Raw genomic sequence first — 15,548 nt, 5'->3', positions numbered from 1 at the left:
ATTGTTCTCCTATTTGAGGGATAGGTAATGCAGTGGGCAGAGTATCGACAGGAATTTAATCATTGTAATCAATTAATGATGATTTGTATTAATAATTTGACGTTACAAGATTGGCTAAAAATTATTGAGTTTTTTAGTTTGACCAAGGCAAAACTCCATTTATTCAAAAAAGGAAAGCCCGTAATACAGCCTAATACTATTGATGAGTTAACTCAATTGCTAGGAGATGATAGCCTGTTAGCGATAGATTTAGGAAAAATCCAGCTTTTTGGTATTTTGAAATGTAAGGCAATATTAAAACTGCTATTTAGCTCATCACAAATAGATTGTGAGGTAAATGCAAAAGTTGTATTTAGGGTAATGACTACCCTAGGACGACAATTGAATAAACCCGTGATGCTAGTGACAGAGCAAAATAGAGCTCGACCTATATTTTACTACTTACCCCACCAGGGTTTGACGTATTTGTCTTTAATGAGTCAAACGACTAATTATATACAGTCGGTGCATTAGACTCTGATATATCCTTTGTATTGGGTGTATAAGCATATTTTGCTGTTAAGATTTCATACAATTCATGCTGACTGCCGAGTAATCTCCTATAAAAAACCATAGATAAGTAATGCCTAAAATTAACTTAATATGATGGTTAGTTTTTCGTCTTAGCGTTAGGCTATATTTTGACTGTTTGGTAGTATATTGATTTATAAGAAAATATTTTATTTGATAGATGAATGATGATGTAAATATTTAATCATTTGGCTGTCATTTAATGTTCTCATTCCTTTATTAATTTATTTGCTTGCTACTACTGGCCAACCCTTTGCAGTTTGTTGGATAAATTGAATCAAAGTTTTTATAAATAAATTAGCCAGTAAGTTTGGCAGGGAGTAGAGAAATGAATAATGTGATTCGTTTTTACGAACCTGATCAGTCGTATGGTTTTTTATCTAATTTTGCTGAATACCCTATTATTGTCGATGGAGTAGAGTGGCATACCAGTGAACACTTTTATCAAGCCAGCAAGTTTATGGCCAGGGATATTACCTCTCAAATTTATCATGCAGCAACACCAACAGAAGCCTTTCAGTTAAGTCGAGAGTATGACCGTCAGGTACGTAGTGATTGGGAACAAATTAAAGACAATGTGATGTTGAGGGCGCTACGTTGTAAGTTTTCACAACACAATCAATTAGCTTATTGGTTAGTGGCTACAGGAAATAACATACTTGCCGAGCATTCTTTTAAAGACAGTTATTGGGGGGATGGTGGTGATGGCAGTGGACTTAACCGATTAGGTGAGTTGTTAATGCTAGTACGTGAAGAGCTGGCAGGGCAGCACCCGCATCAACTGGTTCGTTATGTAGAGTCGGCTCAATTACCGATGGATATGGGCACTTTTACCATGCATGGCTTTGTGGAAAAGAAAACCGGTAAGGAGCATGTCGCGTTAAGTTATGGTGAAATTGATACGAAAAAACCGGTATTAATTCGTTTGCACTCTGAATGTTTAACTGGTGATGCATTATTCAGCTTGCGTTGTGATTGTGGTTTTCAATTAAATAAAGCATTAAAAAATATTGTTGAACATGGTAACGGCGTATTACTTTATTTGAGACAAGAAGGGCGAGGTATTGGCCTGTTAAATAAAATCAGAGCCTATCACTTACAGGATGAAGGTGCTGATACTGTAGAAGCTAACGAAAAACTTGGCTTTGCAGCTGATATGCGGCGTTATGACTTCTGTAAGGGGATTTTACACTATTTTGGAATTAATGAAGTAAAACTGATGACGAATAACCCGCGAAAAGTGAACTCATTGACCAAAGCGGGCATTAATGTCGTGGAAAGAGTGCCATTAAGAGAAGGACGTAATCCTTACAATAATAATTACTTGAATATTAAAGCAAGAAAGTTAGGCCATATGTTGGATGAAATTGTTTAGCCGTCACTTGTTGTGATACAAAAAAACCGGCAGAGTTGCCGGTTTTTTTATTTGGTTGCGAATAATTAGGCGGTTGCTTTATCCGTTGCAATAATTTGATTAGCGGCTTGCTGGAACGACTCTATCTCATTGAAGTTCATATAGCGATAGATATCTTTAGCCATGCTATCAATATTTTTCGCATAATCCATGTACTCTTCAACGGTCGGTAACTTGCCCAAAACGGATGCAATAGCGGCTAATTCTGCAGAAGCCAGATACACGTTGGCGCCATCACCTAGTCTATTTGGAAAATTTCGAGTGGAGGTTGACACCACGGTGGCTCCAGGAGCAACTCGTGCCTGATTACCCATGCATAAAGAGCAGCCTGGCATTTCCGTTCGAGCACCGGCACGGCCATAAATATTGTAATAACCTTCTTCCATTAGCTGGTGTTCATCCATTTTGGTTGGTGGTGCAATCCACAACCGAGTGGCCATTTGGCCTTTCATTTGATCCAGTAATTTCCCTGCAGCTCGGTAATGACCAATATTCGTCATACAGGAGCCAATAAATACTTCGTCGATTTTATCGCCAGCCACTTCTGATAATGGTTTAACATCGTCTGGATCATTTGGGCAGGCTAAAATAGGCTCTTTTACCTCAGCCAGGTTAATATCAATAACAGCGGCATATTCTGCATCTCCATCCGCTTCCATTAACTCAGGGTTAGCCAGCCAGGCTTCCATGGCTTGAGCACGGCGTTCCAAGGTTCTTGCATCGCCATAGCCTTCTGCAATCATCCAACGCAATAAAGTGATATTAGATGTGAGGTATTCAATAATAGGTGCTTGATCAAGCTTAATCGTACAGCCTGCAGCAGAACGCTCAGCAGAAGCATCAGATAACTCAAAAGCCTGCTCTACTTTCAGGTCAGGTAAGCCTTCAATTTCTAAAATACGACCAGAGAAAATATTTTTCTTGCCTTTTTTCTCTACCGTTAGCAAACCTTGCTTAATTGCGTAGTAGGGAATTGCATTCACCAAGTCACGTAAGGTGACCCCTGGCTGCATTTCACCTTTAAACCGAACCAATACAGATTCAGGCATGTCCAGTGGCATTACTCCCGTGGCAGCAGCAAAAGCGACTAAGCCAGAACCTGCTGGGAAGGAAATACCAATTGGGAAACGGGTATGTGAGTCGCCGCCAGTACCTACGGTATCGGGCATTAACATGCGGTTTAGCCAGGAATGAATAATGCCATCACCTGGGCGCAAAGAAACACCACCCCGGTTTTTAATAAAGTCAGGCAGGGTGTGTTGGGTATCGATATCCACTGGTTTTGGATACGCTGCTGTGTGGCAGAAGGACTGCATCACTAAATCAGCAGAAAAACCTAAGCAAGCTAAGTCTTTCAGTTCATCACGGGTCATTGGTCCAGTGGTGTCTTGTGAACCCACGGTAGTCATTTTTGGCTCGCAGTATTGACCAGGTCTTACCCCTGCTACCCCGCAAGCACGGCCGACCATTTTTTGTGCTAGGGTGTAGCCTTTGCCTGTGTCAGCTGCATCGGCTGGACGCTTAAATACCTCAGATGGCTCAAGGTTTAAAAATTCACGAGCCCTATCCGTTAAGCCTCGGCCAATAATTAGTGGAATACGGCCACCAGCGCGTACTTCGTCTAAAATGACATCAGTTTTTAAGGTGAACTCGCAGATAACCTCGTCACTATTGTGCTTTTGCACTTTTCCTGAGTAAGGATAGATGTCAATCACATCTCCCATATTCAGGCTGTTAACATCGCACTCAATAGGTAGAGCACCAGCATCTTCCATGGTGTTAAAGAAAATAGGTGCAATTTTGCCACCTAATACAAAACCGCCATCGCGCTTATTTGGAATATAAGGAATATCGTCACCCATATACCAGAGCACGGAGTTGGTTGCTGACTTTCTAGATGAGCCAGTACCAACAACATCGCCTACATAAGCCACAGGGTGGCCTTTTTCTTTTAATTGCTCGATCACTTCCAGTGGATTACCTTCTAACCCTGGTCGTGGGTTTTTTAGCATAGCCAAGGCATGTAATGGAATATCAGGGCGCGACCAGGCATCTGGCGCTGGGGATAAATCGTCAGTGTTGGTTTCCCCTGGTACTTTAAATACGGTTAAAGTAATTTTTTCTGGTACAGAAGGTTTTTTTAGAAACCACTCAGCATCGGCCCAAGCTTGCATGACTTTTTGAGCATTGGCATTACCTGCCTTACATTTATCAGCCACATCATGAAAAGCATCAAACATTAATAAGGTATGCGACAGTTGTTCAGCAGCAAGCACTCCTAAACTGTCGTGCTCTAATAGTTCAACCAGCGTGGCAATGTTGTAGCCACCCAGCATGGTGCCTAACAGTTTAGTTGCATGGGCTGGGTTGATTAAGGGAGAGTTGACTTCTCCTTTAGCAACGGCGGAAAGAAAGCCTGCCTTTACATAAGCAGCTTCGTCTACTCCCGCAGGTACTCGGTTAGTAATTAAGTCGAGTAGAAAATCTGCTTCACCCGCAGGCGGGCTTTTTAGTAGTTCAATTAAACTGGAAACTTGTTCGGCATTGAGAGGTTTCGGCACAATACCTTGTGCGGCGCGTTCTTCTACATGGTTGCGATAGGCTTCGAGCACTGTAATACCCTCATCAGTTAGGCCTGCCTGTTATTATTGACTGGCAGATCATTGGTCACGGTTGTTATAGAGGCTATGTGGTTAAGAGGTGTAAGTAATGAGGTTGCTAAATAAAGTTCAAATTGTTGCCTGTTGATTGTAAGGCACTTGCAACCCATTACTACTAATGAGTATACACTACGCTGATAAGACTAGAATTAGTGTGTGTTGTATGTGCAGTTGACTCCTCTGGCGATGATCTAACCAAAGTAGGTTTGTGCAAAATCATCTATACCTTATGCAGAGCCCCTTAACGAACCTGTTTTGCGCCAGGAGTATAACGCATAGGCTGTAAAAAAGTTAAGGTAATCATAAGACTGGCGTTGCCATAATCGTTATTCACTAAAAAAATAGTGGATTAGTCAACGCTTCAGTGACAGCTGTTGCTAACTTTTTGTTCCTGGTTTAGTTACTTATTTTCCAATATAGACTCCAAACTATCCATAAATTGATTGGGTCTTAAGGTGAGAATGTCACAGTCCAGCTCATCAAGCAGGTATTCAGCGGTATTACCTATTACTGCTCCACTGAGTCCTTTGCGGGCAACAGTACCCAATACAATGAGTGGTGCATTTAACTTTTTGACCAGAGTTGGAATTAGACTGGTAGCAGGGCCTTCTCCAATGTGGAGTTGTTGTGGAGACATTGAAAACATGTCCAGATATTTTTGGCATGCTTGACGGTACTTGTCTTCTAGTAAAGCTGCATTCTGGAAGACTGGATCAGGTGATGAAAGCATTGGAGGGGGATAAGCAGTGATAATATGGCAATCGCTTTCAGAAAACTCGGTGATTGCTTGTGCATAATTAACAATCACATCATTTAATATTTGGTGGTTGTCATCCTGCGGATAAGCATCAATGGCTGCAACGATAGGCTGTTTGCACCAGCTGCTGGTTTGCTTAACAATAAGCACCGGTACTGTCGTATAGCGAAGCACCTTCCAATCTACAGGTATGTTAATTAACCGTTTAACTTCATTTTCTTGAATCGCTTCTTTAATGATTAACTGACAACGTTCGGCTTGCTGAAAGTGAATAACAGTTTCGTGAAAAGACTCATGCCAGGCCTGGTGAGGTATGGCATTTAGACCCTCCTGATGGAGTGTGCTGGCCTGGGCATTAAGCCAGTCCTCCCACTGATTATTTGGTCGCTTATTGCAAGCCAGTAAATGAATTGTGGCGCCTGTAGCTTGGGCAATTAACTTTGCCCTTTTTAACGCGAAAGAGCCTGTTGCTTCTGGATTGACAACAACCAGTATTCGTTTAAGCGCTTCCATAAGAGCTCCTTAGCGAATTTTTAAATACACAAAAATGCAAGTCAGGTTATGATAATAAGGCTTAATTTAAACGTCTGTTTGACTTGTATCAAGCTCATTTGCAAAACAAGTTAGGTTAGGGCTGTTGTAAGTGTAAACGCATCCGTATAATGCATGGCTTTTTACTACCGCGTTTGTTATGAAACAGTTACCTGAGCTAAAAGACTTTTTGTTGTGTGAAACCCCAGCTAGCTGGGTGTCTGCTGCGTTACAGCATCCTGAGGTTTTGCTGATTGATCATGCCCATTGCGAGAAAAAAGCAGCCGCTACGGCATTAAACTTGATGTTTCGCTATGTGGATAAAGTTGATTTGTTAAATAAAATGTCTCGGTTAGCCAGAGAAGAGTTACGGCACTTTGAGCAGGTGCTGGCTATTATGGTGAAGCGGGGTATAGAGTACTCCCACCTCAGCCCTTCCCGCTATGCAGGAGAGTTGCGCAAGCTGGTAAGAACCCATGAGCCAGCCAGACTGGTTGATACACTTATTGTGGGCGCGTTTATTGAGGCGCGTTCTTGTGAGCGGTTTGAAAAACTTGCCCCTTATCTTGATGAAGAGCTGACTAAGTTTTATCTCTCATTACTTAAGTCAGAGTCACGGCATTTCCAAGACTATTTAACCCTGGCAATTGAAGCAGCTGGTGAGCCGATTGATGAGCGAGTGGCTTTATTTGCGGAAAAAGAGCAGGCACTGGTGTTGGCTTTAGACGACGAATTTCGTTTTCACAGTGGGCCGCTAGAAGCTGTTACCGCTGAGTCATAAAAAGCTATTTATTGGTTGATGGGCCAGGGAAGGCCCTTCAAGAGTGGCGGAAGAATAGCCTGTTATTCCATATCGGACACTAAATTTACTTTCTGCCCCCTTTTGCGACAACCTGGAGGGGAAGAAGGAACTTAGCTAGAAGTATTTTTGCGATACCTACTATGGGTTGATAGGAAAGTTATAGATTGATAGGAAAAGAATCCAGCTGATATTGACCATCCAGCTGCCAACGCAATACCCAGCCATTGTTATCCCAGTCACCCAGTACTATCCGTTTGCCAGGTTTTCCATTTAGCCCAGTTAAATCATGAATATTCGGACGATGAGTATGGCCATGAATCATGATCTCCACTTGGTGATCAGCCATCACCTGAAGTACTTCTTCTGGCGTTACATCCATTATCTCCAGCGATTTTTGCTGCCCGGCTGTTTGGCTTTGTTGACGAAGCTGCTGGCCAAGTGCAATGCGTTCTGGAATTGACATGGCAAGCAGTTTCTTGATCATCTCTGGATGACGAAACTGTTGGCGAAAGGCCATGTATTCAGCATCTTTTGTACAGAGACTATCGCCGTGCATCAATAAGACTTGTTGGCCATATAAGTCGACGACAGTTGGGTCGTTAAGTAGCTGACAACCCGTTAATTGACAAAACTGCTCGCCGATTAAAAAATCACGATTGCCGTGCATAAAGTAAATAGGCAACTGCTCGCTTAGATTTTTCAGGCTAGCCAAGATAGGCTGATGAGCTGGCTGAACGGCATCATCACCCAGCCATACTTCAAAAAAGTCCCCTAAAATATAGAGGCTATCAATGCCTTGAGTTTGCTGGGCAAGAAATTGCAAAAACGCCCGAACAATTTCCGGGCGCTCTGCTTGTAAGTGTAAGTCAGAAATAAACAGCGTTGACATTGTTACTCTGCAACGATTTCAGCGGACTCAATAATCACATCTTCTTTGGGGACGTCTTGGTGAAATCCAGCAGAACCTGTGGCAACTGCACGAATTTTTTCCACAACATCCATACCGTCAACCACCTCTCCAAATACAGCATATCCCCATCCATCTGGTGATTTAGAGCGGAAGTTAAGAAAGTCGTTATCAACGGTGTTAATGAAAAATTGAGCGGAGGCTGAGTGAGGGTCATTAGTTCTAGCCATTGCGATAGAGCCTTTTTTATTCGCAAGGCCGTTGTCGGCTTCATTTTCAATAGTGTCGCGAGTTTCTTTTTGATTCATGCCAGGTTCAAAACCACCACCTTGAATCATGAAATCTTTAATGACGCGATGGAAAATAGTACCGTTATAGTGACCACTTTTTACGTATTCTTCAAAGTTAGCCGCGGTTTTTGGCGCTTTTTCGTGGTTAAGTTCTAGCTTAATGTCACCAAGGTTGGTGTGAAGAACGATCATGGTAGTGCCTTAAACAGGTTAAATGGATGAAGAGCTGCAAGTTGATCAGTCAATCTATTAGCCAGCTCATGTTGAAAAAAGCTGTAATTACAACTGCTCAATATTTAATAAATAATAAAGCAATTTTTAGGTAAAGCCTAAAGATTGCTTCTTATCTGGATTCATTGGCGGTTATAATAACCGTTTTGCTTATGCTACGGAACATTTTATCCAAACGATAAGTGTGCTATGTGTGGCGAAAAGCAATCAATCAAAATTTACGGGCGAATGCTAGCCCCGTGAGGTGAAGCTTTTAATTATTATGGCTACAAACGACACTGAAAATAATGTGGTGAAACCAACTAACTTTATTCAACAAATAGTGGACCGTGATCTGGCGGCTAATAAAAATGATGGCCAGGTTCAGACACGCTTTCCACCAGAACCAAATGGCTACTTGCATATCGGTCATGCGAAGTCTATCTGTCTTAACTTCGGTTTGGCTGAGCGCAACGGCGGTGCTTGTAATCTGCGTTTTGATGACACTAATCCTGAGAAAGAAGAGCAGGAGTATATTGAGTCCATCAAGCAAGATGTTGAGTGGTTAGGATTCCAATGGCAGGGAGAGGCTCGTTTTGCTTCCAGCTATTTTGATCAGTTTTATCAGTATGCAATTGACCTGATTAAAGCAGGCAAGGCCTATGTTTGTAGTCTGTCAGCTGACGATGCAAGAGCGTATCGCGGTACCCTGACTGAACCAGGCAGAAACAGCCCATACCGTGAGCGTTCAATTGAAGAAAACTTGGCGTTGTTTGAGCAAATGAAACAGGGCGAGTTTGATGAAGGCGCTCATGTGCTTCGAGCAAAAATTGATATGGCCTCGCCAAATATGAATTTGCGAGACCCCATTATTTATCGTATTCGTAAAGTTGAGCACCATCAAACAGGCGATAAGTGGTGTATTTATCCCATGTACGATTTTGCTCATGGTATTTCTGATGCAATTGAAGGCATTACTCATTCGATTTGTACTTTAGAGTTTGAAGATCACCGGCCACTTTATGATTGGTTTTTGGATTATTTGGATGTGCCATGCCATCCTCAGCAAATCGAGTTTGCTCGGCTGAATTTGAATTACACCGTCACCAGTAAACGTAAGTTAAAGCAGCTAGTAGATGAGCAAATTGTTGATGGCTGGGATGACCCCAGAATGCCAACTATTGCTGGCATGCGGAGACGAGGTTACACGCCAACAGCGGTGCGTAACTTTTGTGATGCGATTGGTGTCACTAGAAGCGATGGGGTGGTTGATGTTGCCATGCTGGAGCATGCCTTAAGAGATGATCTAAACCAACATGCGCCTCGGGCAATGGCAGTATTAAGACCCTTAAAAGTGGTGATTGAAAATTACCCAGAAGGTCAGGTAGAAATGCTGAAAGCACCAGTACACCCTCAAGATGAGAGTCGGGGTACTCGTGAATTGCCATTTGCCAGAGAAATTTATATTGATCAAGAAGACTTTAAAGAGCAAGCAAACAAGAAGTTTAAGCGCCTGGTACTAGGTAAAGAGGTGCGGTTGCGTAATGCTTATGTGGTTCGATGTGATGAGGTCATTAAAGATGAGGCAGGGGATATAGTTGAGCTGCGTTGTAGCTATGATGCTGAAACATTAGGCAAAGATCCAGAAGGGCGTAAAGTGAAGGGGGTGATTCACTGGGTAACGGTTGAGCACTCAATTCCTGCTGAAGTGCGCCTGTATGATAGGTTATTTAATGATCCAAACCCTGATGGCCATAAAGAAGCAGATTTTAAAGACTTCCTTAACCCTGAGTCATTGACCGTATTAGAAAACTGTCGTTTGGAGCCAGGCTTGGCTACTGCCTCACCGCAGCAGGCCTATCAGTTTGAGCGTGAAGGTTACTTCTGTTTGGATAGTAAAGCCGCTAAGTCTGGACAGCGCGTATTTAACCGGACAGTCACGTTGCGTGACTCCTGGGCCAAGATTGAAAAAAGCAGTGAAAGCTAAAAGCTAAAAGAAGGATAAATTAGCGTGTTGCAAATTTATAACTCTCTTACCCGAAAAAAAGAAACTTTTCAGCCATTGGTACCTGGAAAAATATCCATGTATGTGTGTGGGATGACAGTATACGATTACTGTCACCTTGGACATGGTCGGGTGTTCGTTGCTTTTGATGTTATTGCTCGTTATTTGCGAGCAAAAGGTTACGACATTAACTATATCCGTAATATCACGGATATTGACGACAAAATTATTCGCCGTGCCCAGGAAAATAATGAAGACTGGCAGTTGCTGGTTGATCGCTTTGTTGGCGCGATGGATGAGGATTTTGCTGCGCTGGGTATTCAGAAGCCGAGTCTTGAACCCAAAGCCACTGAGTATATTGATCAAATCATTGCCATGGTGGAAACTCTAATCAATAACGGCATGGCATATCCGGCTGACAATGGCGATGTTTATTATGTGGTAGAAAAGTTCGACAGCTATGGTCGGCTTTCTGGCAAGGTGCTGGATGAGCTACGCTCGGGTGCTCGGGTTGACGTGGGGGAAGCAAAACGAAATCCACTGGATTTTGCGTTGTGGAAAGCAGCTAAGCCTGGCGAGCCTGCGTGGGATTCGCCTTGGGGCAAAGGCCGGCCAGGCTGGCATATTGAGTGTTCAGCAATGTCTACCTGCTGCTTGGGTAATACCTTTGATATTCATGGTGGCGGGCCAGACCTTAAGTTTCCTCATCATGAAAATGAAATTGCTCAATCGGAAGCGGCAACTGGTGAAAAATACGCTAATACCTGGATGCATGCTGGCCCTTTGCGCCTAAACGATGAAAAAATGTCCAAGTCACTGGGTAACTTTTTTACAATTCGTGATATTTTGGCGAAGCATCCTGCTGAATTGGTGCGGTTTTATTTATTGGCTAGTCATTACCGTAGCCCAATGAATTATACCGAAACCAGTATTGATGAAGCGTTTAGTGGGCTGGAACGCCTTTATACGGCATTACGTGGACTAGATCTGTCGCCTGAGGTGGTTACCAGTCAGTTTACTGAGCGCTTTAACCAGGTCATGGATGATGACTTTAATACGCCAGAAGCGTTAGCGGTTATGTATGACTTAGCTCGTGAAGTTAATCGAATGCGTAAGGTTAATCAGCTTGAGCAAGCTACTGTTTTGGCGGGTGAGCTGAAACAGTTAGGGGATGTGCTAGGTATTCTCCAGCAAGAACCTGAAACTTTCTTTAAAGGTGGTGGAGAGCAAGCGGTTGATGCTGAGCAAATTGAGCAGTTGATTGCTTGTCGTAATCAAGCACGGGCTGAAAAGAATTGGGCTGAGGCGGACCGTGTCCGTGATGAGTTACAGGCCATGGGAGTGGTACTGGAAGATAGCCGTGAAGGAACAACCTGGAAACTTGATCGGTAAATACTGGTAGGGTTTTCTACGAAACCAACAAAGGCCATATTATACGGCCTTTGTTGTATCTGCATTGGGTAAGTTGACAGTTAGGTATTAATAGTTATGTAATTCAGTTGCCGCATAGTAGGTGTTTTCAATCAGGGTGGCGACTGTCATCTGCCCAACACCGCCAGGTACAGGAGTAATCCAACCTGCTCGCTGTTTGGCTACAGTAAATTCTACATCACCCACTAAGCTTCCATCATCCAGGCGGTTAATCCCTACATCGATAACAATGGCGCCAGGTTTAATCCATTCGCCTTTAACAAGTCCTGGTTTTCCAACGCCTACCACCACAATATCACCACGACAGACTTCACCTGCTAAGTCTTTAGTAAAACGATGGCAAGTGGTGACAGTGCTGCCAGCTAATAAAAGCTCTAAGCTCATGGGGCGGCCAACAATATTGGAGGCGCCAACAATGACTGCATGCATACCATGCAAGTCTACACCTGTTGTTTCCAATAAAGTCATAATCCCTTTGGGGGTGCAAGGTCTAAGTAGAGGCATTCGAGTTGCTAGACGACCCATATTGTAAGGATGGAAGCCATCAACATCTTTATCAGGGAGAATCCGCTCTAGGATTTTCTCAGGCTGAATATGGGCAGGTAAGGGGAGTTGAACTAATATGCCATCCACTGTCTGGTCTTCATTGAGTTGGTCAATTACGCCAATGAGGTCCTGTTCAGTGGTTGAGTTGGGCAAATTAAATGACTTGGAAATAATGCCCGCTTTTTCGCAAGCTTTCTTTTTGTTGCCAACATAGACAGTTGAGGCAGGGTCATCGCCGACCAGGATTACAGCTAGCCCAGGGGGACGAATTCCTTTAGAAGTGCGAGCTGCAACGCCCGCTGCAACTTTATTAATAACATCTGCGGCAATGGCGCGGCCATCAATGATTTGTGCGGTCATAGGAGGGTTTCTAGATTACCAATTTAGAAAGCGTGATAAAGGTATAATTGTGGCATGAATCGGCAAGGAGGCAAAGTAAGGGTTGGCTTAGCTAAAATAAAATGAGTAGTCAATATTTGTTGGGTAAGTGCTTAATTGATGAAAAGCTGCTTAAGTACTGATCATAAACGGATTTTTTTACTAAAAAAGCAAAACAGGCATTGACGACGGCAGGGAGTCTCAGTAATATGCGCACCACTCGTCGGGCAGCACGGGCTTCACCAAGAAGCTAGCGTTTCGAAGTGGCTTGAGTCAAGCGGGGTATAGCGCAGTCTGGTAGCGCGCCTGCTTTGGGAGCAGGATGTCGGGAGTTCGAATCTCTCTACCCCGACCAGCTTGATCTCTAGACTATAGCCTGGTAAGTTAGGCGCCCGTAGCTCAGCTGGATAGAGCATCCGCCTTCTAAGCGGATGGTCGCAGGTTCGAGTCCTGCCGGGCGCGCCATAAGACGAGTGAAGTCATAGTTGAAAAGCTATGCAGACTAAGTAAGTATGCAGTAAGATTTGTACGAGTGCAGTGGTGGGCGTAGCTCAGTTGGTAGAGCTCAGGATTGTGACTCCTGCGGTCGTGGGTTCGAATCCCATCGTCCACCCCAAATTTGAAAATTTGTTAAGTTTTAGCGGAAGTGGTGAAATTGGTAGACACGCTGGATTTAGGTTCCAGTGCCGCGAGGCGTGAGAGTTCGAGTCTCTCCTTCCGCACCAATTAATTTGAAATGGGGATAAGCGTGCTTATCCCCATTTTTGTGTTAACAGGCGAAATTTTAGAGGGGAATAGGACTATCCCATTGATAGTCGAGTGAGAATTTGTTTTATTACGCCCTTCTAACAGTTTTTAGGTTTAACGAGGAACAATCATGCAAGTCTCACTTGAAACAACTTCTGGCTTAGAGCGTCGCATGACTATTGTTGTACCTGCGGAGCAGGTAGAAAGCAAAGTTATGGAGCGGCTTAAAGAGACTGCCAAGCGGGTACGCATTGACGGCTTTCGTCCTGGCAAAGTCCCTTTAAGTGTAGTTAAGCGCCGCTATGGTAAAGCGACTCGTCATGAGGTTGTAGGTGATGTAATGCAAGCTTCATTTGTTGAAGCGATTCAACAACAGTCACTTAATCCAGCCGGTATGCCTTCTGTCGAGCCTACTAAGATGGAACCGGGTGAAGACTTTGAATTTGTTGCTACGTTTGAAGTATATCCTGCCATAGAACTAGCCTCGCTTGCCGATATTAAAGTTGAAAAGCCTGTTGCTGAAGTAACAGAAGCCGATTTAGACAAAATGCTCGAAAACTTGCGTGAGCAGAATAAGGTTTGGAAAGAGGTTGATCGTGAAGCGGCTAATGGCGATCAAGTAACTATTGATTTCGTTGGTAAAATTGATGGGGAAGTTTTCGAAGGCGGTTCTGCGGAAAATCATGAGTTAGAGTTAGGCTCTGGTCGTATGATCCCAGGCTTCGAAGAACAAGCTGAAGGTATTAAAGCTGGTGAAGAAAAAACCATTCAAGTCACTTTCCCTGAAGACTATCAAGCAGAAGAATTAGCTGGTAAGTCTGCTGACTTTGATATTACAGCCAAGAAAGTAGCTGAAGCTACCTTGCCTGAATTAAATGATGAGTTATTCGCTAAGTTTGGTGTTACCGAAGGTGGTCTTGAAAAATTCCGTGAGGAAGTGCAAAAGAATATGGAGCGAGAGCTTCGTCATGCCATCAAGACTAAAGTGAAAAACCAAGCCATGGATGCTTTGCTTGAAGCGAATCAGGTTGATGTACCAAAGGCGCTGGTTGATGGTGAAATCGATCGGTTACGTGAGCAAGCCGTTCAGCAGTTTGGTGGTAACCAGCAAATTGATCCAAAGAACTTACCAGCAGAGCTATTTAAAGAGCAAGCAGAAAAGCGCGTTAAACTTGGCTTGCTGGTAGGTGAGCTAGTCAAAGCGAGCAATATTGAAGTTGATGAAGACAAGGTAAGAGAAACAATTGAAGACGTCGCTTCTGCTTATCAAGAGCCAGCGCAAGTGGTTGACTGGTATTATAATAATGAGCAACAGCTTAATGAAGTTCGCTCACTGGTCTTGGAAGATCAGGTGGTTGATACTATTCTCAAAGAAGCAGAAGTAACAGAAGTAAGCTGTGGCTATGAAGAAGCCATCAAGCCTGCACAGGCTAAAGAAGATACGGCTGAAAAAGAGTCTGAAGCAAACACTGAAGACGGCGCAGCAGAAGCTTAATCCTGTAAACCCTTCCTGAAGTACCGGTCCACTAGACCGGTATTTTATTTCAGCTCCGTCAAATAGGGAGTGATGCAACGAAATGGCTAAAATCATTACCGGTGGATATGCCGACCCCATTGTAAACTCTGGACTGGTGCCTATTGTTGTTGAACAGACAGCACGTGGTGAGCGTTCCTATGATATCTACTCAAGGCTATTAAAAGAACGGGTTATCTTCCTGATAGGCCAGGTTGAAGACCATATGGCCAATTTGGTAGTGGCTCAAATGCTGTTTTTAGAGTCTGAAAACCCTGATAAAGATATTCATCTTTATATCAACTCACCTGGTGGTTCTGTTACAGCAGGGATGTCTATTTACGATACGATGCAGTTTATCAAGCCTGATGTCAGCACCATGTGTATTGGTCAGGCTGCAAGCATGGGTGCACTGTTATTAACAGGTGGTGCTGCAGGTAAGCGTTATGCGTTACCTCACTCAAGATGCATGATTCACCAGCCGTTGGGTGGTTTCCAAGGTCAAGCTTCTGATATTGAAATACATGCCAAGGAAATCATGTCTATAAAGAATAAGCTGAACCAGGTACTTTCGAAGCATACTGGCCAGCCACTTGATGTGATTGAGAAAGATACTGATCGTGATAATTTCATGAGTGCTTCTCAATCAGTTGAGTATGGCTTGGTTGATGCAGTACTGGAAAAGCGTGCTGTACCAGAATAATCTAAGCTTAAGGTAGCAGAGGGGAAAACCTTCTGTTTTTCACGCTTCTACTTGAAAACTAGGCGCAAAGGCTACATCTTTGAA

At 43.4% G+C, this 15,548-nt stretch carries 12 protein-coding genes, 4 tRNA genes and 1 pseudogene; 12 read left to right on the top strand and 5 right to left on the bottom strand.

Annotation, left to right across the window (positions count from 1 at the left end):
- The first annotated feature begins 27 nt into the window (after positions 1 to 27).
- The 3 genes and pseudogenes from OQE68_RS01190 (at position 28) to ribA (ending at position 1,945) form a co-directional block, all read left to right on the top strand.
- The gene (locus OQE68_RS01190) at positions 28 to 513 is read left to right on the top strand and encodes a hypothetical protein (protein ID WP_180568554.1); all 486 of its coding nucleotides are present in this window, start codon (positions 28 to 30) and stop codon (positions 511 to 513) included.
- Between the two features lie 385 nt (positions 514 to 898).
- Positions 899 to 1,318: pseudogene (gene ybiA / locus OQE68_RS01185) on the top strand (riboflavin biosynthesis intermediates N-glycosidase); the annotation flags it as partial.
- A complete protein-coding gene (ribA, locus tag OQE68_RS01180) occupies positions 1,310 to 1,945 on the top strand; it encodes a GTP cyclohydrolase II (protein WP_255490860.1) in 636 nt (211 codons plus the stop codon). The pseudogene ybiA and the gene ribA, both read left to right, overlap by 9 nt.
- Positions 1,946 to 2,010: 65 nt before the next feature.
- On the opposite strand, the gene acnB is transcribed toward ribA, so the two are convergent.
- Both acnB and OQE68_RS01170 read right to left on the bottom strand, forming a co-directional pair.
- On the bottom strand, positions 2,011 to 4,596 hold the full coding sequence (gene acnB, locus OQE68_RS01175) for a bifunctional aconitate hydratase 2/2-methylisocitrate dehydratase (RefSeq protein ID WP_180568556.1): 2,586 nt from the start codon (positions 4,594 to 4,596) through the stop codon (positions 2,011 to 2,013).
- Positions 4,597 to 5,044: 448 nt separating this feature from the next.
- Complete coding sequence (locus tag OQE68_RS01170) at positions 5,045 to 5,914, bottom strand: universal stress protein (protein ID WP_180568557.1); 870 nt, start codon at positions 5,912 to 5,914, stop codon at positions 5,045 to 5,047.
- A 178-nt stretch (positions 5,915 to 6,092) separates the two neighbouring features.
- Between OQE68_RS01170 and OQE68_RS01165 the strand changes: the two genes are divergently transcribed.
- On the top strand, positions 6,093 to 6,713 hold the full coding sequence (locus tag OQE68_RS01165) for a MiaE family protein (RefSeq protein WP_180568558.1): 621 nt from the start codon (positions 6,093 to 6,095) through the stop codon (positions 6,711 to 6,713).
- Between the two features lie 178 nt (positions 6,714 to 6,891).
- Here OQE68_RS01165 and OQE68_RS01160 read toward each other — a convergent pair whose 3' ends face one another.
- Entirely contained in the window at positions 6,892 to 7,623 is a 732-nt protein-coding gene (locus OQE68_RS01160) for a UDP-2,3-diacylglucosamine diphosphatase (RefSeq protein WP_180568559.1), read from the bottom strand.
- A gap of 2 nt (positions 7,624 to 7,625) precedes the next feature.
- Positions 7,626 to 8,123 (bottom strand): peptidylprolyl isomerase, encoded by a 498-nt coding sequence (locus OQE68_RS01155; RefSeq protein WP_180568560.1) that lies wholly within the window; start codon positions 8,121 to 8,123, stop codon positions 7,626 to 7,628.
- Between the two features lie 301 nt (positions 8,124 to 8,424).
- Here OQE68_RS01155 and OQE68_RS01150 point away from each other — a divergent pair, with 301 nt between their 5' ends.
- Positions 8,425 to 10,128 carry a glutamine--tRNA ligase/YqeY domain fusion protein gene (locus OQE68_RS01150; RefSeq protein ID WP_180568561.1) on the top strand — a complete coding sequence of 568 codons (1,704 nt, stop codon included), beginning with the start codon at positions 8,425 to 8,427 and terminating at the stop codon, positions 10,126 to 10,128.
- Between the two features lie 27 nt (positions 10,129 to 10,155).
- Positions 10,156 to 11,538, top strand: coding sequence for a cysteine--tRNA ligase (cysS, locus tag OQE68_RS01145; protein ID WP_219340036.1), 1,383 nt, complete (start codon positions 10,156 to 10,158; stop codon positions 11,536 to 11,538).
- Positions 11,539 to 11,625: 87 nt separating this feature from the next.
- Here the strand turns inward: cysS and folD are convergent, their stop codons facing one another.
- A complete protein-coding gene (folD, locus tag OQE68_RS01140) occupies positions 11,626 to 12,483 on the bottom strand; it encodes a bifunctional methylenetetrahydrofolate dehydrogenase/methenyltetrahydrofolate cyclohydrolase FolD (RefSeq protein ID WP_180568563.1) in 858 nt (285 codons plus the stop codon).
- 296 nt (positions 12,484 to 12,779) lie between these two features.
- Here folD and OQE68_RS01135 point away from each other — a divergent pair.
- From OQE68_RS01135 to clpP, 6 genes are all read left to right on the top strand, one after another.
- Positions 12,780 to 12,856: transfer RNA gene (locus OQE68_RS01135), tRNA-Pro, on the top strand.
- Positions 12,857 to 12,889: 33 nt separating this feature from the next.
- A tRNA-Arg gene (locus tag OQE68_RS01130) sits at positions 12,890 to 12,966 on the top strand.
- Positions 12,967 to 13,041: 75 nt separating this feature from the next.
- Positions 13,042 to 13,117 (top strand) — tRNA-His (locus tag OQE68_RS01125).
- 24 nt (positions 13,118 to 13,141) lie between these two features.
- Positions 13,142 to 13,226, top strand: a tRNA-Leu gene (locus tag OQE68_RS01120).
- Positions 13,227 to 13,378: 152 nt separating this feature from the next.
- Positions 13,379 to 14,743, top strand: a complete 1,365-nt coding sequence (tig, locus tag OQE68_RS01115) for a trigger factor (RefSeq protein ID WP_180568564.1) — start codon at positions 13,379 to 13,381, stop codon at positions 14,741 to 14,743.
- 82 nt (positions 14,744 to 14,825) lie between these two features.
- Entirely contained in the window at positions 14,826 to 15,464 is a 639-nt protein-coding gene (gene clpP / locus OQE68_RS01110; RefSeq protein WP_180568565.1) for an ATP-dependent Clp endopeptidase proteolytic subunit ClpP, read from the top strand.
- Positions 15,465 to 15,548: the final 84 nt, after the last annotated feature.

This window comes from Spartinivicinus marinus (assembly GCF_026309355.1).
Lineage (GTDB): Bacteria > Pseudomonadota > Gammaproteobacteria > Pseudomonadales > Zooshikellaceae > Spartinivicinus > Spartinivicinus marinus.
The sequence above is the reverse complement of the archived record's forward strand: the minus strand, read 5'-3'. Positions and strand labels throughout refer to the sequence as shown.